The organism is Candidatus Methanoprimaticola sp. MG2 (genome assembly GCF_047501175.1).
In the GTDB taxonomy this organism is placed as follows: domain Archaea; phylum Thermoplasmatota; class Thermoplasmata; order Methanomassiliicoccales; family Methanomethylophilaceae; genus Methanoprimaticola.
Window position 1 is genome coordinate 1 of the sequence record NZ_JBEQWH010000002.1, and the last position, 15306, is coordinate 15306.

14 protein-coding genes are annotated in these 15306 nt (G+C 60.1%); 7 read left to right on the forward strand and 7 right to left on the reverse strand.

Annotated elements, in window-relative coordinates:
- Positions 1-348 precede the first annotated feature (348 nt).
- Together V5D86_RS01425 and V5D86_RS01430 are read right to left on the reverse strand one after the other, a co-directional pair.
- On the reverse strand, positions 349-1041 hold the full coding sequence (locus V5D86_RS01425) for a cell division protein FtsZ (protein ID WP_414594918.1): 693 nt from the start codon (positions 1039-1041) through the stop codon (positions 349-351).
- A gap of 116 nt (positions 1042-1157) precedes the next feature.
- Positions 1158-1517 carry a ribbon-helix-helix domain-containing protein gene (locus V5D86_RS01430; protein ID WP_414594919.1) on the reverse strand — a complete coding sequence of 120 codons (360 nt, stop codon included), beginning with the start codon at positions 1515-1517 and terminating at the stop codon, positions 1158-1160.
- 415 nt (positions 1518-1932) lie between these two features.
- Between V5D86_RS01430 and leuS the strand changes: the two genes are divergently transcribed.
- The 3 genes from leuS to V5D86_RS01445 are packed head-to-tail and all read left to right on the forward strand — an operon-like array spanning position 1933 to position 5803.
- Positions 1933-4827 (forward strand): leucine--tRNA ligase, encoded by a 2895-nt coding sequence (leuS, locus tag V5D86_RS01435; protein WP_414594920.1) that lies wholly within the window; start codon positions 1933-1935, stop codon positions 4825-4827.
- A gap of 2 nt (positions 4828-4829) precedes the next feature.
- Positions 4830-5285, forward strand: coding sequence for a nitroreductase family protein (locus tag V5D86_RS01440; protein WP_414594921.1), 456 nt, complete (start codon positions 4830-4832; stop codon positions 5283-5285).
- Positions 5282-5803, forward strand: a complete 522-nt coding sequence (locus V5D86_RS01445; RefSeq protein WP_414594922.1) for a GNAT family N-acetyltransferase — start codon at positions 5282-5284, stop codon at positions 5801-5803. The genes V5D86_RS01440 and V5D86_RS01445 overlap by 4 nt, the downstream gene beginning before the upstream one ends.
- 6 nt (positions 5804-5809) lie before the next feature.
- On the opposite strand, the gene V5D86_RS01450 is transcribed toward V5D86_RS01445, so the two are convergent.
- The 4 genes from V5D86_RS01450 to V5D86_RS01465 all read right to left on the reverse strand — a co-directional run bounded on the left by V5D86_RS01450 (position 5810) and on the right by V5D86_RS01465 (position 9716).
- Positions 5810-6352, reverse strand: coding sequence for a UbiX family flavin prenyltransferase (locus tag V5D86_RS01450; protein ID WP_414594923.1), 543 nt, complete (start codon positions 6350-6352; stop codon positions 5810-5812).
- A 798-nt stretch (positions 6353-7150) separates the two neighbouring features.
- Positions 7151-7975 (reverse strand): hypothetical protein, encoded by an 825-nt coding sequence (locus V5D86_RS01455; RefSeq protein WP_414594924.1) that lies wholly within the window; start codon positions 7973-7975, stop codon positions 7151-7153.
- Positions 7972-8685: a hypothetical protein gene (locus tag V5D86_RS01460; RefSeq protein ID WP_414594925.1), complete on the reverse strand. Its 714-nt coding sequence runs from the start codon at positions 8683-8685 to the stop codon at positions 7972-7974. Before V5D86_RS01460 ends, V5D86_RS01455 begins: the two co-directional genes overlap by 4 nt.
- Positions 8686-8720: 35 nt before the next feature.
- Complete coding sequence (locus V5D86_RS01465) at positions 8721-9716, reverse strand: PhoU domain-containing protein (RefSeq protein WP_414594926.1); 996 nt, start codon at positions 9714-9716, stop codon at positions 8721-8723.
- Between the two features lie 334 nt (positions 9717-10050).
- Here V5D86_RS01465 and V5D86_RS01470 point away from each other — a divergent pair, with 334 nt between their 5' ends.
- The 4 genes from V5D86_RS01470 (at position 10051) to phoU (ending at position 14523) form a co-directional block, all read left to right on the forward strand.
- Positions 10051-10905, forward strand: a complete 855-nt coding sequence (locus tag V5D86_RS01470; RefSeq protein WP_414594927.1) for a phosphate ABC transporter substrate-binding protein — start codon at positions 10051-10053, stop codon at positions 10903-10905.
- 20 nt (positions 10906-10925) lie between these two features.
- Complete coding sequence (gene pstC, locus V5D86_RS01475; RefSeq protein ID WP_414594928.1) at positions 10926-12944, forward strand: phosphate ABC transporter permease subunit PstC; 2019 nt, start codon at positions 10926-10928, stop codon at positions 12942-12944.
- Between the two features lie 149 nt (positions 12945-13093).
- Positions 13094-13870, forward strand: a complete 777-nt coding sequence (pstB, locus tag V5D86_RS01480; RefSeq protein ID WP_414595143.1) for a phosphate ABC transporter ATP-binding protein PstB — start codon at positions 13094-13096, stop codon at positions 13868-13870.
- A gap of 5 nt (positions 13871-13875) precedes the next feature.
- On the forward strand, positions 13876-14523 hold the full coding sequence (gene phoU / locus V5D86_RS01485) for a phosphate signaling complex protein PhoU (RefSeq protein ID WP_414594929.1): 648 nt from the start codon (positions 13876-13878) through the stop codon (positions 14521-14523).
- Between the two features lie 37 nt (positions 14524-14560).
- Here phoU and V5D86_RS01490 read toward each other — a convergent pair whose 3' ends face one another.
- Positions 14561-15130, reverse strand: coding sequence for a zinc ribbon domain-containing protein (locus V5D86_RS01490; RefSeq protein WP_414594930.1), 570 nt, complete (start codon positions 15128-15130; stop codon positions 14561-14563).
- Positions 15131-15306: the final 176 nt, after the last annotated feature.

Sequence of the window (15306 nt, forward strand, 5' to 3'; positions counted from 1 at the left end):
CCCCCCCCCCGTGACTTCCATTTTATTCGTTTTCATGTGTATTCCTCCGGATCTTCTCCGGTGACCGGACACTCCGGACGCCTCGGCCTCTCTCCAGACCATGGTTTCCCGTGTCCGATCGCGTCGATGCATTCTCGATATAAACCCGAGACCGTAGAGAATTCGGAGGGAGTGTGAGGTTTCGACGTTGTTTCGCACACCATGCAGAACATCGAAGGACACGACGGGTCGGGATCGACACATAGAATGAGGTCGCGCCCGGGGACCGGCATCCCGGCCCCCGGGGCGTAAATAGGAGGACGCGGAGAGGCGGCGCCTCTCCGCATGGGGAGATAAGCTTCAGTCCGATCAGGCGCTCATGAGCGTCTGGATCGGGTGGTCGCATCCTGCGTCCGTCTCGACACCGACCTCGGAGGGCCTTATCCTGGTGTCGCGGAACCTGTCGTTGAGACCGGCGATGCAGCCCATCACATGGGCGCGGATGCTCCTGTTCACCTCTCCGAACGCCTGTGCGACGGTGAGGTCGGCCATCCTGAGGAGGACCTTGTCGTTGTCGACGAGGATGCTGTTCTCGCAGACCGCCTTGATGTGGCTCCAGCCTTCCCTCGCGACGTCCTTGCGCCTGCCTTCCATGGTGAACGGGCTTATGGCGACAGCGAAGGTCATGACCCCTTGCGACTGCGCCGCGTCCAGGACAACGGACATGGCACCGGTTCCGGTGCCTCCCCCGAGACCAGCCACCACGAAGACGGCGTCGTATCCGGAGACGGCCTCGCGGATCTCGTCCATGTGGATGTCCGCGCACCTCTTCCCGAGGGTGGTGTCCCCGCGTGCCCCCTCCCCGTGGAGGACCTCCTTGCAGATGTACAGCTTGAGGTCCGCGCTGCAGGAGTGGAGCGCTTCCTTGTCGGTGTTGATCGATATCGTGTCCACTGGGCAGCACTCGTCCATGAACGAGCTCACAACGTTGCACCCGGCACCGCCGACCCCCACGATTGCTACGCGGGCCCCGGCCGCATTCCCGATACTCTGTCCGATCATCCGTATCACCCAATGGCTTGATTCTAGTTCCTAACAGGTTTCACCGGCACACACCGGCCCTCCGTTCGCACGGTTCCCATCCGGGCCGAGTGTGCCATTCCCATCCCTTTTTCTCTTCACTTTAGCGCGGCGTTCCTCTGTGCCGTCCTCACCGCGTTGGCGATGACATCATCCTCGTACGATTCGGGAATGATCTTGTCGAGCACGCACTTGCGGACGTACGCCTCCTCGTCGATCTGCAGTCCGCTCTCGACGAGGTTGTGGAGCACATCCAGCTGGAAGTCGCTGAAGCGGACGAAGATCCCGCTTCCCGACGCTGTGTTGCCGTCCGTGTTCTTGATGGACACGTAGCACTTGATCGCGTCGCGGATGAAGTCAGACCTGGTGCCCACGTCGTGCTCAGCCATATAGTCCTCCATCATCTGGATTTCTTCAGGTCCCATCCTGAGCGTGACCTTGGTTCCTTCGTCAGCCATCCTTCATCACTTCCGCAGTAGGGAATACATCCCATCCTTTCCCATCTGCGAATCATACAACATCATGGGGGTATTTAAAACTGTCTGACAAACGTAAGACGCTTGTCCGACGTTCCGAGGAGAAAGGAGCGCCGATCCCGTGGTTTCCGCCGATAATCGGACGACAGCGCCCGCTCATCGGTAAGTGTACGTTAGGTTCGGATAGTAGATAAAGGCTTTGAGAATGCTTTTCCGATGATCTCCGGATGATTGTCTTACGTATTGTCGGAAACACGTAAGACACGCCCCCATCCCACGGGTCCGGGCCGCGGACGGTCCCGTCCGACACGTCCGACAGCCTGTCGGACACGGACCCCCCGTCCCCCGAACGACACATATTAATTGGTTCTCCTGTTGCGCGTGCGTATAGAAGGGGTTGAAGCAAGCAATGGCGAACGACTACGGCAGCATGGAATCTAAATGGCAGGCCCGTTGGGTCGAGGCAGGCCTCGACAAGGCAGACAGGGTCGACGGCAAGCCGAAGTTCATGATCATCTTCGCGTATCCCGGGGTCACGGGATACCTCCATGTCGGACACCTCCGCGGATACACGTACGTGGACGCGATCGGGAGGTACAAGCGCATGACCGGGTACAACGTTCTGTTCCCCGTGGGGACGCACGCCACCGGGAACGGGGGCATAAGCCTCGCGACGAAGATCGCGAGGCGCGACGAGAAGACCGTCGACTACCTGATGAGGAACGGCTGTCCCCCCGAGAAGCTGGACGAGCTCAAGGATCCCATGTCCGTCGTGGAGTTCTTCAACCAGGTCTATGTGAACGACTACTGGAAGAGGTTCGGGTTCCTCGCCGACTGGAGGAGGTTCACCTGCACCCTGTATCCCGACTACTCCAAGTTCATACAGTGGCAGTTCCACAAGCTCAGGGACGCCGGGCTCCTGATCCAGAAGCCCTACTACGCGCCGTTCTGTCCCAACTGCGGCCCGGTCGCCGTCGACCCCTCGGAGACGGACATCTCCAAGGGTGGCAAGGCGGAGACGCAGGAGTACACCCTCCTGAAGTTCAGGCACGGGGACGAGTTCCTCGTCGCCGCCACCCTCAGGCCCGAGACCGTGTACGGGCAGGTCTGCTTCTGGGTGAACCCCGAGGTCGAGTACAGGAGGGTCAGGAAGGGCGGGGAGGTCTGGATAGTGTCCCCCCAGGCCGCCGAGAAGCTGCAGCTCCAGAAGGACGGCATCGAGGAGATCGGGACCGTCCCCGGCTCCGAGATGATCGGCTGGATGTGCGAGGCCCCCATGATCCACCGCGAGATCCCCGTGTTCCCCGCGTCATTCTGCAACCCCGACGTCGGTACCGGGCTGGTGACCTCCGTCCCCTCGGACGCACCGGACGACTGGATGTCCCTGGAGGCCGTGAAGAGGGACCCCGCCCTCAGGGAGAGGTACGGCCTCTCGCAGGAGCTCATCGACTCCGTAGTCCCGATATCGATCATCGACATCAAGGGATACGGCGACTTCCCCGCCAAGGACATGATCGACCGTCTCGGCATCACCGCCCCCGGCGACGAGAAGCTCGTGGAGGCCAAGAAGCAGGTCTACAAGGACGGATACCACATGGGCCGCATGAAGGACGTCTGCGCCGAGTACGCCGGCATGCGCGTCGACGAGGCCAAGGACAGGATGCGCCAGGCCATGATCGACGCCGGCGAGGCCGAGCCCTTCCATGACCTCTCCGAGGAGGTGGTCTGCAGGTGCGGGTCCCGCGTCCACATCAGGAGGATCGACGACCAGTGGTTCATCAACTACGCGGACGAGGACCTCACCGAGAGGACCAAGGCCCACGTCAAGGACATGGACCTCAACCCCCCCGAGTTCTCCGAGAACGTCCAGGGCATCCTGGACTGGTTCAGGGAGAGGGCGTGCGTCCGTCTCGGCAACTGGCTCGGTACGAGGTTCCCCTTCGACGAGAAGTGGATCATCGAGGCCATCTCCGACTCCACCCTCTATCCGATTTACTACACGATATCGCTGTACGCCAACACCGGACAGATCGCCCCGGAGCAGATGACCATCGGGTTCTTCGACCACGTCATCCTCGGCCAGGGCGATGCCGCGAAGGTCTCCGAGGAGACCGGCATCCCCGTGGAGCTCGTCGAGAGGATCAGGAAGGACGTATCGTACTGGTACCCCCTGGACATCAACCTCGGAGGGAAGGAGCACATGACCGTGCACTTCCCGGTGTTCCTGTTCAACCACCAGGCGATCCTGCCGGAGGACATGCAGCCCCGCGGGATCACCGTGAACTGGTACGTCACCGGCAAGAACAGCGACAAGATCTCCAAGTCGAAGGGAGGGGCCCAGCCCATCCCCGGGGCCGCGGCCAAGTTCGGGGTGGATGCGATGCGCCTCTACTACGCGCACGTCGCGTCCATGTTCGTCGACGTCGAATGGAGCGAGGACACCGTCATGACCTACAAGCAGAGGGTCGACAGGGTGTACGGCGCCGTGTCCGACCTCATCGCCGGCGAGTCCGACGCCCCCGCGGGGGAGATGGACTCCTGGCTGCTCTCCAGGTTCAACAGGCACATACAGGGGATCCGTGCCAGCATGGAGAAGTACGACCTGAGGCAGATGTGCACCACGGTCTACTTCGACATGCTCAACGACATCCGCTGGTACACCAGGCGCGGAGGCAGCAACAGGGCGACCATCCAGAAGGCCCTCAGGATCTGGATCCAGGCCATGATGCCGGTCACCCCCCATACCGCCGAGGAGCTGTGGGAGCAGGCCGGGTTCGAGGGCCTGGTCTCCGCGCAGGAGCTCCCCGAGGCGGACCCCGGGCTGATGTCCGCGTCCTCCGAGCACGGCGAGGACATGCTCCGCGACCTGATGTCCGACATCACCGAGATCAGGAAGATCGCCGGCATCGAGGCTAAGCGCATCGTGCTGTACACCTCCCCCGAATGGAAGAGGGAGGTCATGAGGCGCGCCGCGGCCATGAAGGAGGCCGGGGAGCTCTCCGTCCCCGCGCTGACCAAGGCATGCATGACGGACGAGGGGATCAAGAGGAACGGCAAGGCGGCGCAGGAGCTGGCGAAGAAGGTCGCCATAGACTTCTCCAGGTCCGACCTGTCCTCCTGGGTCCCGGTGTACACCACCGACGAGTTCTCCCTTCTGGACTCCGCCAAGGGGTTCCTGGCCGACGAGCTGGGTCTCCAGGTGGACGTCTATCCCGCCGATTCCGCCGAGTACGACCCCCAGAACAAGGCGAGGCAGGCCGCCCCCGGAAGGCCCGCCGTCCTCCTGGAGTGAGGATGTTCGCCGACATCGCCCGCACGAGGAGGAGCTGTCGCATGTTCAGCGACGAGCCCCTCTCCGAGGACGAGATCGACACCCTCCTGGAAACGGGGGCTTTGGCCCCCACGTCCAGGAACCTCCGTCCGGTGAGGCTCGTCCCGGTGAGGGACGCGGACGTCATCAGGAGGCTCTCGGGATGCAAGGACTCCGGCGCGAAGGCGCTGGAGACCGCCCCGTTCGCGATAGTCGTAGCCGCGGACCCCGCGGTGGACACGTGGGTCGAGGACTCGTCCATAGCGTCCATCTTCCTGCAGATGCAGGCGGAGGACATGGGCATAGGCTCCTGTTGGATACAGGTGAGGATGAGGTCCCGCGGGGAGACCCCCGCGGAGGACCTCGTGCGCGAGGCCGCGGGCATCGACGGGAGCTTCAGGATACTCTCCATAATCGCGTTCGGCAGGAAGTCGGAATGATAGCCGTCGGGCTCCGCGACGCGGACAGGGCCCGCATGGAGGCCCTGTACGCATCATCCTTCCCGGAGAACGAGATGACCTCCACCGCGCGTCTCGACGCGCACGTCCTGCGCGGTGACGCGGAGTGGATCGGACTGTATGACGACGGGTTCGTCGGATTCTCGTATGTGGTGTACGACGGGAGCCTGCTGTTCATCCTGTATCTCGCGATAGACCCGGGACGGAGGGGGGAGGGGCACGGCTCGAAGGCCCTCGAGGCCATAATGTCGAGATATCCCGGGAGGAGATGCTTCCTCAACATCGAGGACCCAGATGTACCCTGCGACAATTCCGGACAGCGCCTGAGGAGGCTCTCGTTCTACGAGAGGAACGGATTCTCCGTGACAGGGAGGATGACGGCCGACGGCGTGGACTTCGTCAGGATGAGCATCGGAGGGCCGGTCTCCGACAGCGAGACGGACTCGTTCGGGAGGGAGCACAGGCTGGACCTTCTGTTCGGGGCCCCGGACGGAACGTGACCGGGCTCATCCCCATCTGTTGTAGATCCTGCGGTCGATGCCGACCTGGTCCAGGCATCTTCCGACCACTATGTCGATGACATCGTCCACCGACCTCGGACGGGGATAGAATCCCGGATTGGCGTCCATGATGACGACGCCCAGCCTCGCGAGCTTCAGCTCGTTCTCCAGCATTATCGCGCTCTTCGGGGTCTCCCTGACGAGGAGGATGAGCTTCCTGCCCTCCTTTATGCAGACCGCCGCCGCCCTGGTGATCAGGGTGTCGGCTATCCCGTTGGCGATCTTCGCGACGGTGGATTCGGTGCAGGGAGCTATGAACATGACGTCGAAGCGGAAGCTCCCCGACGCGATCGGCGAGAACATGTCCGAGTCCTCGTGCACATGGGATGCCATTGAGTACACGGTCTCGGGCTGTATGTCCGTCTCCGCAGGCAGGACCTGCTTGGCGGTCTCCGACATGACGAGGTGCTTCTCGCCTTCGAGCTCCTGCAGGAGCCTCACGCCATACATCGAGCCGGATGCCCCGGTCATCGCCACTACGCTTATCACGGTCCGACCCAAGGCTCCTGGAGATTAAAGACTATCTCATGTCCTGATGCTAAGGTATCAGGTGGGTGTGATGCGGGAAGTGTTCCCACATGATGTCAGTGACATAAGGGGTGTAAGTATGATTGTAAACAAAACGTTTATGTTTAAATCGCAATCTATGCAGAATTGCCGTAAGGCGGGGAGTCCGCATATGTCGTGACCTTCCACTTTCACGGCATATGAGGAATCGCCCCGACAGGAGGTGAGAGAATCGTCCTGATTTTCTTTATCCATCGGAACCACAGGTTCCGCCTGATAATCACGACCGACGAGGTTGTGATCGTCATCGACATCCCATAAGGGGCGTCGAAGAGTGACTCCCTCAAGGAATCCGGTCCCTTCGGGGACCATCATACCTCCACACTTGTCGTATGATTCGATGATATAAAATGATTTATTCTGATAGAATTTTGATTTGTCTCTCTTTCTAAGCTACCAGAAAAATGTCAGATTGAGGAATGGGCAGTGAGCCTTGCGAGCTACATACCGTTTAGCAGGTATGAGTTTGAGAGGTCATCATCAGAAAAGGACGGCATAGTTGCCAATAGGACCAGGATGGATAACACCAGCGAAGGTGAGCAGACCTTGTTTCGATGCCAATGGGTCCAGCGGGTGTGATGCCGCAGGATGCATTCGGGATCGCTGATGGAAGCGTTCCCGCATGATGTCAGTGACCTGAGGGGCGTCGGAGGGCGATCCATTCACGGCGTTGATGAATGCGGGTAGAGAGGGTGCGTGGAATCTTCCTAACAGATGACATCACGTCTTCCGACGGTACGTGTGGCACTGTTCGTCCCTGACCCATCTGTCGGGATCGGCGATCCTGTGCCATATGAAGAAATCCAAGTGGTCGTAGTCATCGTCTATCTCCATGCCGGCGGGATTGTACAGCGTCACGTCGCGGGCTGATATCGTGAACACCCTCAACCTCCCATCGACGTGATGCTGGAACTCTATCACGTAGCGTCCGTCCTCCCTTCCGCAGGTCTCGTACAGTCCCTCGAAGCTGTCGGGGAGGTCTCCATCCACGACCTCTGGGTCATGGAAGACTATGCGTTTGGAGACGCAGAGTCCACCGGTGCATCTCATGTCTATCATTCCGTCAGCCCTGGTGACCGTGACGATGGCATCATGGGTTCCTAGGAACCCGATGCGCCTCTCCATGGACGATCTGCAGGAATACACCCATTCCCTGCATTCCGCCTCCTTCCTATCGATCACCTCGGACAATCTGTCATACTTGGCGGCGATCGCATCATGGAGCTCGGGCGAGACGATGCCGTGTGCGAACAGGTCGGGATGCTCGACCCGTCCGACCAGTTCCGGGTCCCTCTCCCCGTAGTGTTCCATCTGCCTGTCCACGAAGTCCGACATCTCCCTGCGGACGTCCTCGTCCGTGGGAATCGGGGTCAGGGGCTCGCAGTAGGCGTCGATGAGCGAGCGGAACGCTTGTACGTACCATTCCCGGAACAGGGAGGAGCGGAGTTCGTCCGGATCAGAATCCACGCGCGGGTCCGGAGCGAATTGCGAAGGATCGATGATCTTCCAGTGGGCCTCCGCCCACTCCGAGTCATGGAATCTCATGGGGATGCACCCTTGGAGACGGAGAATCCGTCGCATTCTATCGTCAGGCAGTCCCCGTCGCGGTCTGCGAGCTCTATCATCCACACGCCGTCCTTGCGGTACATCTCCAGGTATCTGCAGTATATGGAGTCGGGGAACGGGGCAGGTCCCCGCACGCCTCTCAGGACTATGGAATAGGGGCTGTGTTTCCATCCCATGTGGACGGTATCGCCCTCCGTACGGCATTCGTAACGATGTTCCAGCAGGGCATGTGCGAGCATCTCCGCATCCGCCCCGAGTCCCGGGACCTCCTCCAGGATGTGCCACGCCCATCTCCCGTAGGTCTCGTCGGCCTCATCTCTCAGAGGTCTCCGTATCCCGTCCAGGGCATTGCGGACTTCCGGTGAGCATACACCGAGGCAGAACAGGCGGGGGTCGGCCACGAGATGGCGAACCTCCTCCGGGATACCATCGATCCTCGCGGAGACCCTCCTCTCGGCGATGGTTTTCGCGCACGAGACCACATCGTCGGACGTTGGGAGGGCGAGCGTCCGATCGGACCTCATCTCATATGAGAGATGCTCCAGCGCCTCCCCGTAGAGCGATAGGACGACCTCATCGTACAAATCCGGGTCGAAGACGGACGCCCTCGGGTCCGATCTCATGAACGGGAATTCCAGGCCGGATGCCCGGTCACACAGGTCGAACCATCTCCGGGTGAGTATCTTCATCGGCACTGGACACCGTATGCCGCGTAGATAACCGTTCAGTCCATGGCCGAGTTTATTGCGATCTCCGCGATGTCCATGGAGTACTCGGCCACCCTCTTGACCGAACCGGCGATGAGCTCCGTGGCCATGGCGGGCTTCCCGCTCAGGGAATCGGCGAGGTCGCTGAGCTCGAGGGACCTCTTGACGAGCCTCTCCCCCCGCTCTATGCACCTGTTGGCCGCGTCCATGTCCTTGTTGGACCAGGTCCCGACCGAGTCCACCATGAGTGCGATGACGTCGCGCCCGGTGGCAATGATCTCCCTGTCCAGGTCGGTTGGGTCGTCGATCAGCGGTCTGAAGTTGGATGCCAGGAGGACGGCGTGGTCCCCGATCCTCTCGAGGGAGCGGCTGATGTACCCGCACCTGGAGATCTCGCACAGGTCCAGCCCCATCCTGCGGGACAGGCCGGTGTCCCTCTGATGTATGTTCACCTGACGCGATATGAGCCAGTCTATCCTGTCCACCTCGCGGTCCCTGTCCACCATGGGGTCCAGGAGGGACACGTCGCCGTTCTCCAGACCGTCCATGATGTCGTTGAGCATGTTGCGGACAAGGACCTTCATCCTGTCCACGGACTTGGCCGGCCTCATCTCCCCGCGGTCCATCAGGTCCTTGATCATGATGCTGGTGTCGCTCTCCTCCATGATCTCCAGGCCTATGGCGATCTGTGCGAAGGAGGACGCGGTGCTGGCCGCGAGGCTGGAGAGTCCGACATCCGAGTGAAGGATTATGGAGTCGTGGCCTGCGATGTAGGCGCCCACGAGCTTCCTGTAGAGGAAGTCCTTGTCCTCCACCCCGTCAGCCTCGATGGTCTTCGTGGACCCCTTGGGGGAGGTGCTCGTCCCGCCGGGATAGATGATCATGCTCCCGTCCGCCTGCGGCTGAAGCCCGACGGTGTCGTTCTTCTTCAGATTGACCGAATCCGCCCACTCCTTGGGGAGCGTGATCATGAACGACGAGCCGCCCGTTATCTGAATCTTCCTTAGGTCCATCTCTATCCAACCGTCTCCGTATGGAGTATGGGGTCGCAATGGGCAATGGAATATATATTATTCTGTGTCGAATATATACGATTGAAAATCCCGTAGGATTCGGATGTTCTTTTAACGAGATCGAGACATTTTTCTACGTTTATATCTCCTTAAAATAAGGTCCCTCTCGTAGATTGTTGCTGATTTCCGTCGAATATGGCGAGATTCAGAAGCTTAAACTCAATATAATATATACAATATATTGAAATCTATATTTCTCTTTAGGAATCAATATAATAAATCGAGTAACTATATATTCAAAATACCAATAGCGTGTTTTCGAGGTGTAATAACCTTGGACAACAAGATAATTGCAATCGCCGCAGTCGCGATCATCGTCATTGCAGCAGTCGGGATCTACATGGTCGCCGGCAACAATGACGGTGACAACACCGACGAAGGCGACAAGGTGTCTCTGACCATCGGTGGGTCCACCACTATTGAGCCCATCATGGGAGAGCTTGCCAAAGTGTACAGCGAGAAGAACAACAACGTCTCGATCAACGTCCTGGGAGGAGGTTCCGGTGTCGGAGCGTCCAACACTGCAAACGGTACATTCGACATCGGAATGTGCTCCAGGAACCTTAAGGCAAGCGAGGTCGAACTCGGACTCAAGGAGACCAAGATCGCTCTCGATGGAGTCGCAGTCATCGTCAACGGGGCCGGAGTGTCCGACCTCACCCTCGAGCAGATAGCCAAGATCTTCAGCGGAGAGATCACCAACTGGAACCAGGTCGGCGGAAACGACAGGACCATCGCAGTCGTGATCAGGGATGACTCCTCCGGAACCCGCGAGTGCTTCGACACCGCCATGAAGGGCGCCGTCGACGGATGGACCGTGAAGTCCGGAGTCCCCGAGCAGAGCTCCACCAACGGTGTCATCAGCATGATCTCCAGCACCCCCGGGTCCATCGGATACGTCAGTATCGGTGCCCTGAAGGGAATCACCTCTTCCAGCGTCGATGCCATCTCCGTCAACGGAGTCGAGGCCACCGAGGAGAACGTCCTCAACAAGACCTACGACATCCAGAGGGAGCTCGTCCTGTGCACCAAGGGAGATGCCACCGGGCCCGCAGCAGACTTCATCAACTGGATCCTCAGCGCCGAGGGACAGAAGATCATCGCCGAGGAGTTCGTTCCTCTGAGCTGATTCACTGACAGGTGAATACCATGGAAACGTATCAGCGCGGTCTTGCTAGGAGAGGAGTGGCGGACAGTGATCAGTTGATGAGGTACGTGCTCACCGCTGTTGCCAGCGCGGCCGTGCTGATCATCTTCCTCATAATCTTCTTCATAGCTTCGAACAGCGTCGATGCCCTGAAGGACATCGGCCTGTTCAACTTCCTCTTCGGCACCGAATGGGATTCCCATGCGGGGATCTACGGTGCCCTCCCGGTCATAACGGGAACCATCCTTGTCACACTGGGCGCGATCGCATTCGCTCTGCCCATCGGACTCGGGAGTGCCATCTTCATCTCGGAGGTCGCACCCGCCCGCTTCCGCAACATACTCAAGCCCATCTGCGAGATCTTCGCAGGGATCCCCTCGGTCGTCTACGGTTTCTTCGGACTCGTGGTCCTGGTGCCGTTCCTGAGGGAGACCTTCCCGGACCAGCTCCTGTACGGGTCGTCCTGGCTGGCCGGCTCCATACTGCTGGGCATAATGGCCCTGCCGACCATAATCTCGGTCTCGGAGGACGCCATACACTCCGTGCCCCAGTCCTACAGGGAGGCCTCCCTGGCCATGGGCGCATCCAGATGGGAGACCACCATCAAGGTGATCGTGCCCGCCGCGATCTCCGGCATATCAAGCGCGGCCATCCTCGGTATCGGAAGGGCCATCGGAGAGACCATGGCGGTCATGATGGTCACCGGGAACACGCCGATCTTCCCCGACCCGATATGGAACATATTCTCCCTGCTGACGACGATAACCGGAACGTTGGCATCCGAGATGCCCGAGATCGTCGTGGGGAGCACGCACTACTCCGCGCTGTTCCTGCTCGCCCTCGTGCTGATGGCCATGGTCTTCATCATCAACCTGATGGCACGCGCCATCATCAACAGGACCAAGAGGAGGCTCGGCGAGATGCCCGAGTCCAAGGGCGGCCTGATGGACAGGCTGTCCGAGCCGTTCACGAGGGTCTACGGGACACTGTGCGACTCGGCCGTCGGGAGGTTCCTCTCCGCGAAGAGGTCCGTCATTGTCAAGTCCTGCGTGCTGACCCTCGCCTTCGTCCTCGTATGGATGATGTCCTCGCTCTTCATAGGGGACGTGTACTCGCTGGCGGCAGCCGCCGCGATCGTCGTCCTGTTCGCCGGGGTGAAGAAGGTGTTCTCGATAGTGGACTCCAAGGTCACCCAGAGGGTGGCCCACGGGGGACTCGCGATCATCATGGGGTTCGTGCTGTTCCTCCTGGTCGTGATCCTCGGGCACATCTTCGTCAACGGTCTCTCCGTGATCTCGTGGGACTTCCTCACCGGAGGCATAGAGTCCCAGGGACGCGAGGGAGGGATCTACCCTGCGATCATCGGTACCCTGCAGCTCATAGCCGGTACCGTCGCCATAGCCCTGCCGCTCGGGATAATCTCCGGGGTCTACCTCGCGGAGTACTCGAAGGACAACACCTTCACCAGGATCATCAGGGAAGCCATCGACATACTGAACGGGACCCCTTCGATCGTGTTCGGACTGTTCGGGTTCGCCGCCCTGGTCACCGCGGCGGGATTCGGATACTCCCTGATCGCCGGATGGATAACGCTGTCGATCATGATCCTCCCGGTCATCATCCGCACCACGGAGGAGTCGATCAGGGCCGTCCCCAGGGAGCTTCGCGAGGCATCCCTCGCGATGGGGGCCACGAAGTGGCAGACCACGGTCAAGGTGGTCCTTCCCGCGGCCTTCGGCGGTGTGATCACCGGGTCCATCCTCGCAATGGGCAGGGCCGCGGGGGAGACCGCGCCCATCATGTTCACCGCTGCGGTCGGTTTCAGCACCGCCGGTACCGCGGACAGCATATTCGACCCGGTCATGGCACTGCCCTTCCACCTGTACCACCTGGCCACCGAGGTGGCCGGTGCCACCGACATGCAGTACGGGACCGCATGCGTCCTGCTGATGATCGTCCTCTCGATGTTCCTCTTCGCATCCGTCCTCAGGGCATACTACAACAAGAAGATCAAATGGTGAGTAAAGTGAGATTCAACCTCAGAAAGAACGATGGGGCCGCGCAGGAAGCGGTCCCGACGGTCGGGGCGCCGGAGAACACGGCCCCCGACAACGTCAGCGGTCCCGCAGAGGACGCGAACTTCCTGGCATGGAAGAACAACGCCGACCCGATGGTCGCGAGGATCGACGAGGGGGACAGGTGCATAGACATCAGGAGCATCAACCTCTGGTACGGGAAGAAGCAGGCACTGTACGATGTGGACCTCCCGATTAAGAAGAACGCCATCACCGCGCTGATCGGCCCTTCGGGATGCGGCAAGTCCACGCTGCTCAGGTCGATCAACAGGATGAACGACCTCGTGGACGGCTGCAGGATCGAGGGGCAGATGCTCTTCCACGGGAGCGACCTCTACGATCCCAGCGTGGACCTCAACCAGCTGAGGTCGCGCATCGGGATGATCTTCCAGAAGCCCAATCCGTTCCCGATGACCATCAGGGAGAACATAACCTACGGGCCCAAGATCCACGGTATCAAGGACAAGAAGGAGCTCAACGAGATCGTGGAGCGCTGCCTCCAGCAGGCCGCGATATACGACGAGGTCGCAGACCGTCTCGACACCTCCGCCCTGGGACTCTCCGGAGGACAGCAGCAGAGGCTCTGCATAGCACGTGCCCTCTCCGTCAATCCGGAGGTCATCCTGATGGACGAGCCCACCTCCGCCCTGGACCCCATCGCGACGTCGAAGATAGAGGACCTCGCGATCCAGCTGAAGAAGGACTACACCGTTGCGATCGTCACCCACAACATGCAACAGGCCTCCCGTATCAGCGACTACACCGGGTTCATGTACCTCGGCAAGATGATCGAGTTCAACGAGACCGAGCCGATGTTCAACAAGCCCGAGAAGGAGATGACCGAAAGATACCTCACAGGAAGGTTCGGGTGATACAGATGCAGAGATTCGAAGACGATGTGGATTCGGTGTTCAAGGACACCTGCGACATGGCCGACCTCGCGGCGGACATGCTCAAGCGCGCTGTCCGTGCGATAGTGGACGGGGATGTCGGCATGGCCGAGTCCGTGATAGCGGATCAGAGGAGGATAGACTCCTACGACGACTCGATAGAGGAGTCCGCCATCCGCATACTGACGATCTACCAGCCCACGGCGGTGGACACCAGGACGGTGGCGACCATCCTGAAGTCGATCACGCAGCTGGAGAGGATCGCCAAGTACAGCACGAACATCGCGAACGCGACCAAGTACCTCAGCGACAAGCCGTCGTTCGAGGTGGTGGACCTCATAACCCCTGTGGGGGACACGGCCATGAGGCTGGTGGACCTCGTCATCGGGGGGTTCAAGGACCGCTCGGTCGAGGGATTCCCGAGGATCACCGAGATCGACGATTCCCTGGACGATGCGATGGTCGTCAGCATATCGAGGGTGGTGGAGTTCATCAACACCCACGAGAACAGCGCGGACGTGTGCACATACTACATCTCCGTCCTGAAGTTCCTCGAGCGCGTGGGGGACCACGCGTGCAAGATGGCCGAGAAGGTCTGCTTCATGGTCACCGGGAAGCGTGCGACCATAAGGTGAACGCCCGGGGGGTCATCCCCCCGGTAAAACGATTTGCTCAGGATACGAAGGTATCCTTCTTCACGAACATCAGAACGGTCATCACCAGTCCGATGGCGAACAGGGGGATGCCGAGCGATGCGAACATCGTGAATGCGCAGATCCCCAGGCACATCACCGTGGACGCCGCGCACAGCATGATGGAGACCTTCCAGTTCTCGCCCTTCCTGCACATGGCGAAGCATGCCACCGCGAGCACGCCGCTCACCGTCAGGCACGCCATGCTCAGGGTCATCAGCAGGGCCATGTCGGGCGTCCACGCGGGCATGATGGTCCATGCATCGATCCCGCTGATCTCGGACATCTGGTTCACCAGGTCCACGTACGTGGCCTCGTCGAGCCCGATGTACGTGACGACGTCCATCAGCCCGATTATGGTCGCGAATATCCCGTACACAAGGATCATCGGCGCCAGACCGAACCTGCCGGTCTTGGCCTGCGGCCTTTGGACATACGGATCTACATCGTCTCCCACCGTGGCCCCGCATCCGGGACAGAACGTGGCCCCTTCGGGCAGCGTCGCGCCGCACCGGGTGCAGAACGCGGGACTCTCGTCGTTGTTTCCCATGATTCGGGGATTTCACGGTTGCTATAAAAGGATGTCATGGATCGGTACGGATGTCGGGTAAGCATCCGTCGATCTACATGACTGCAGAGGATGACGGACCATACGGTTTCCAAGCTGGATGTATGTGATATCCTGGATGTAACTATTTACCCTTAATATCATAATAGCATAATAGC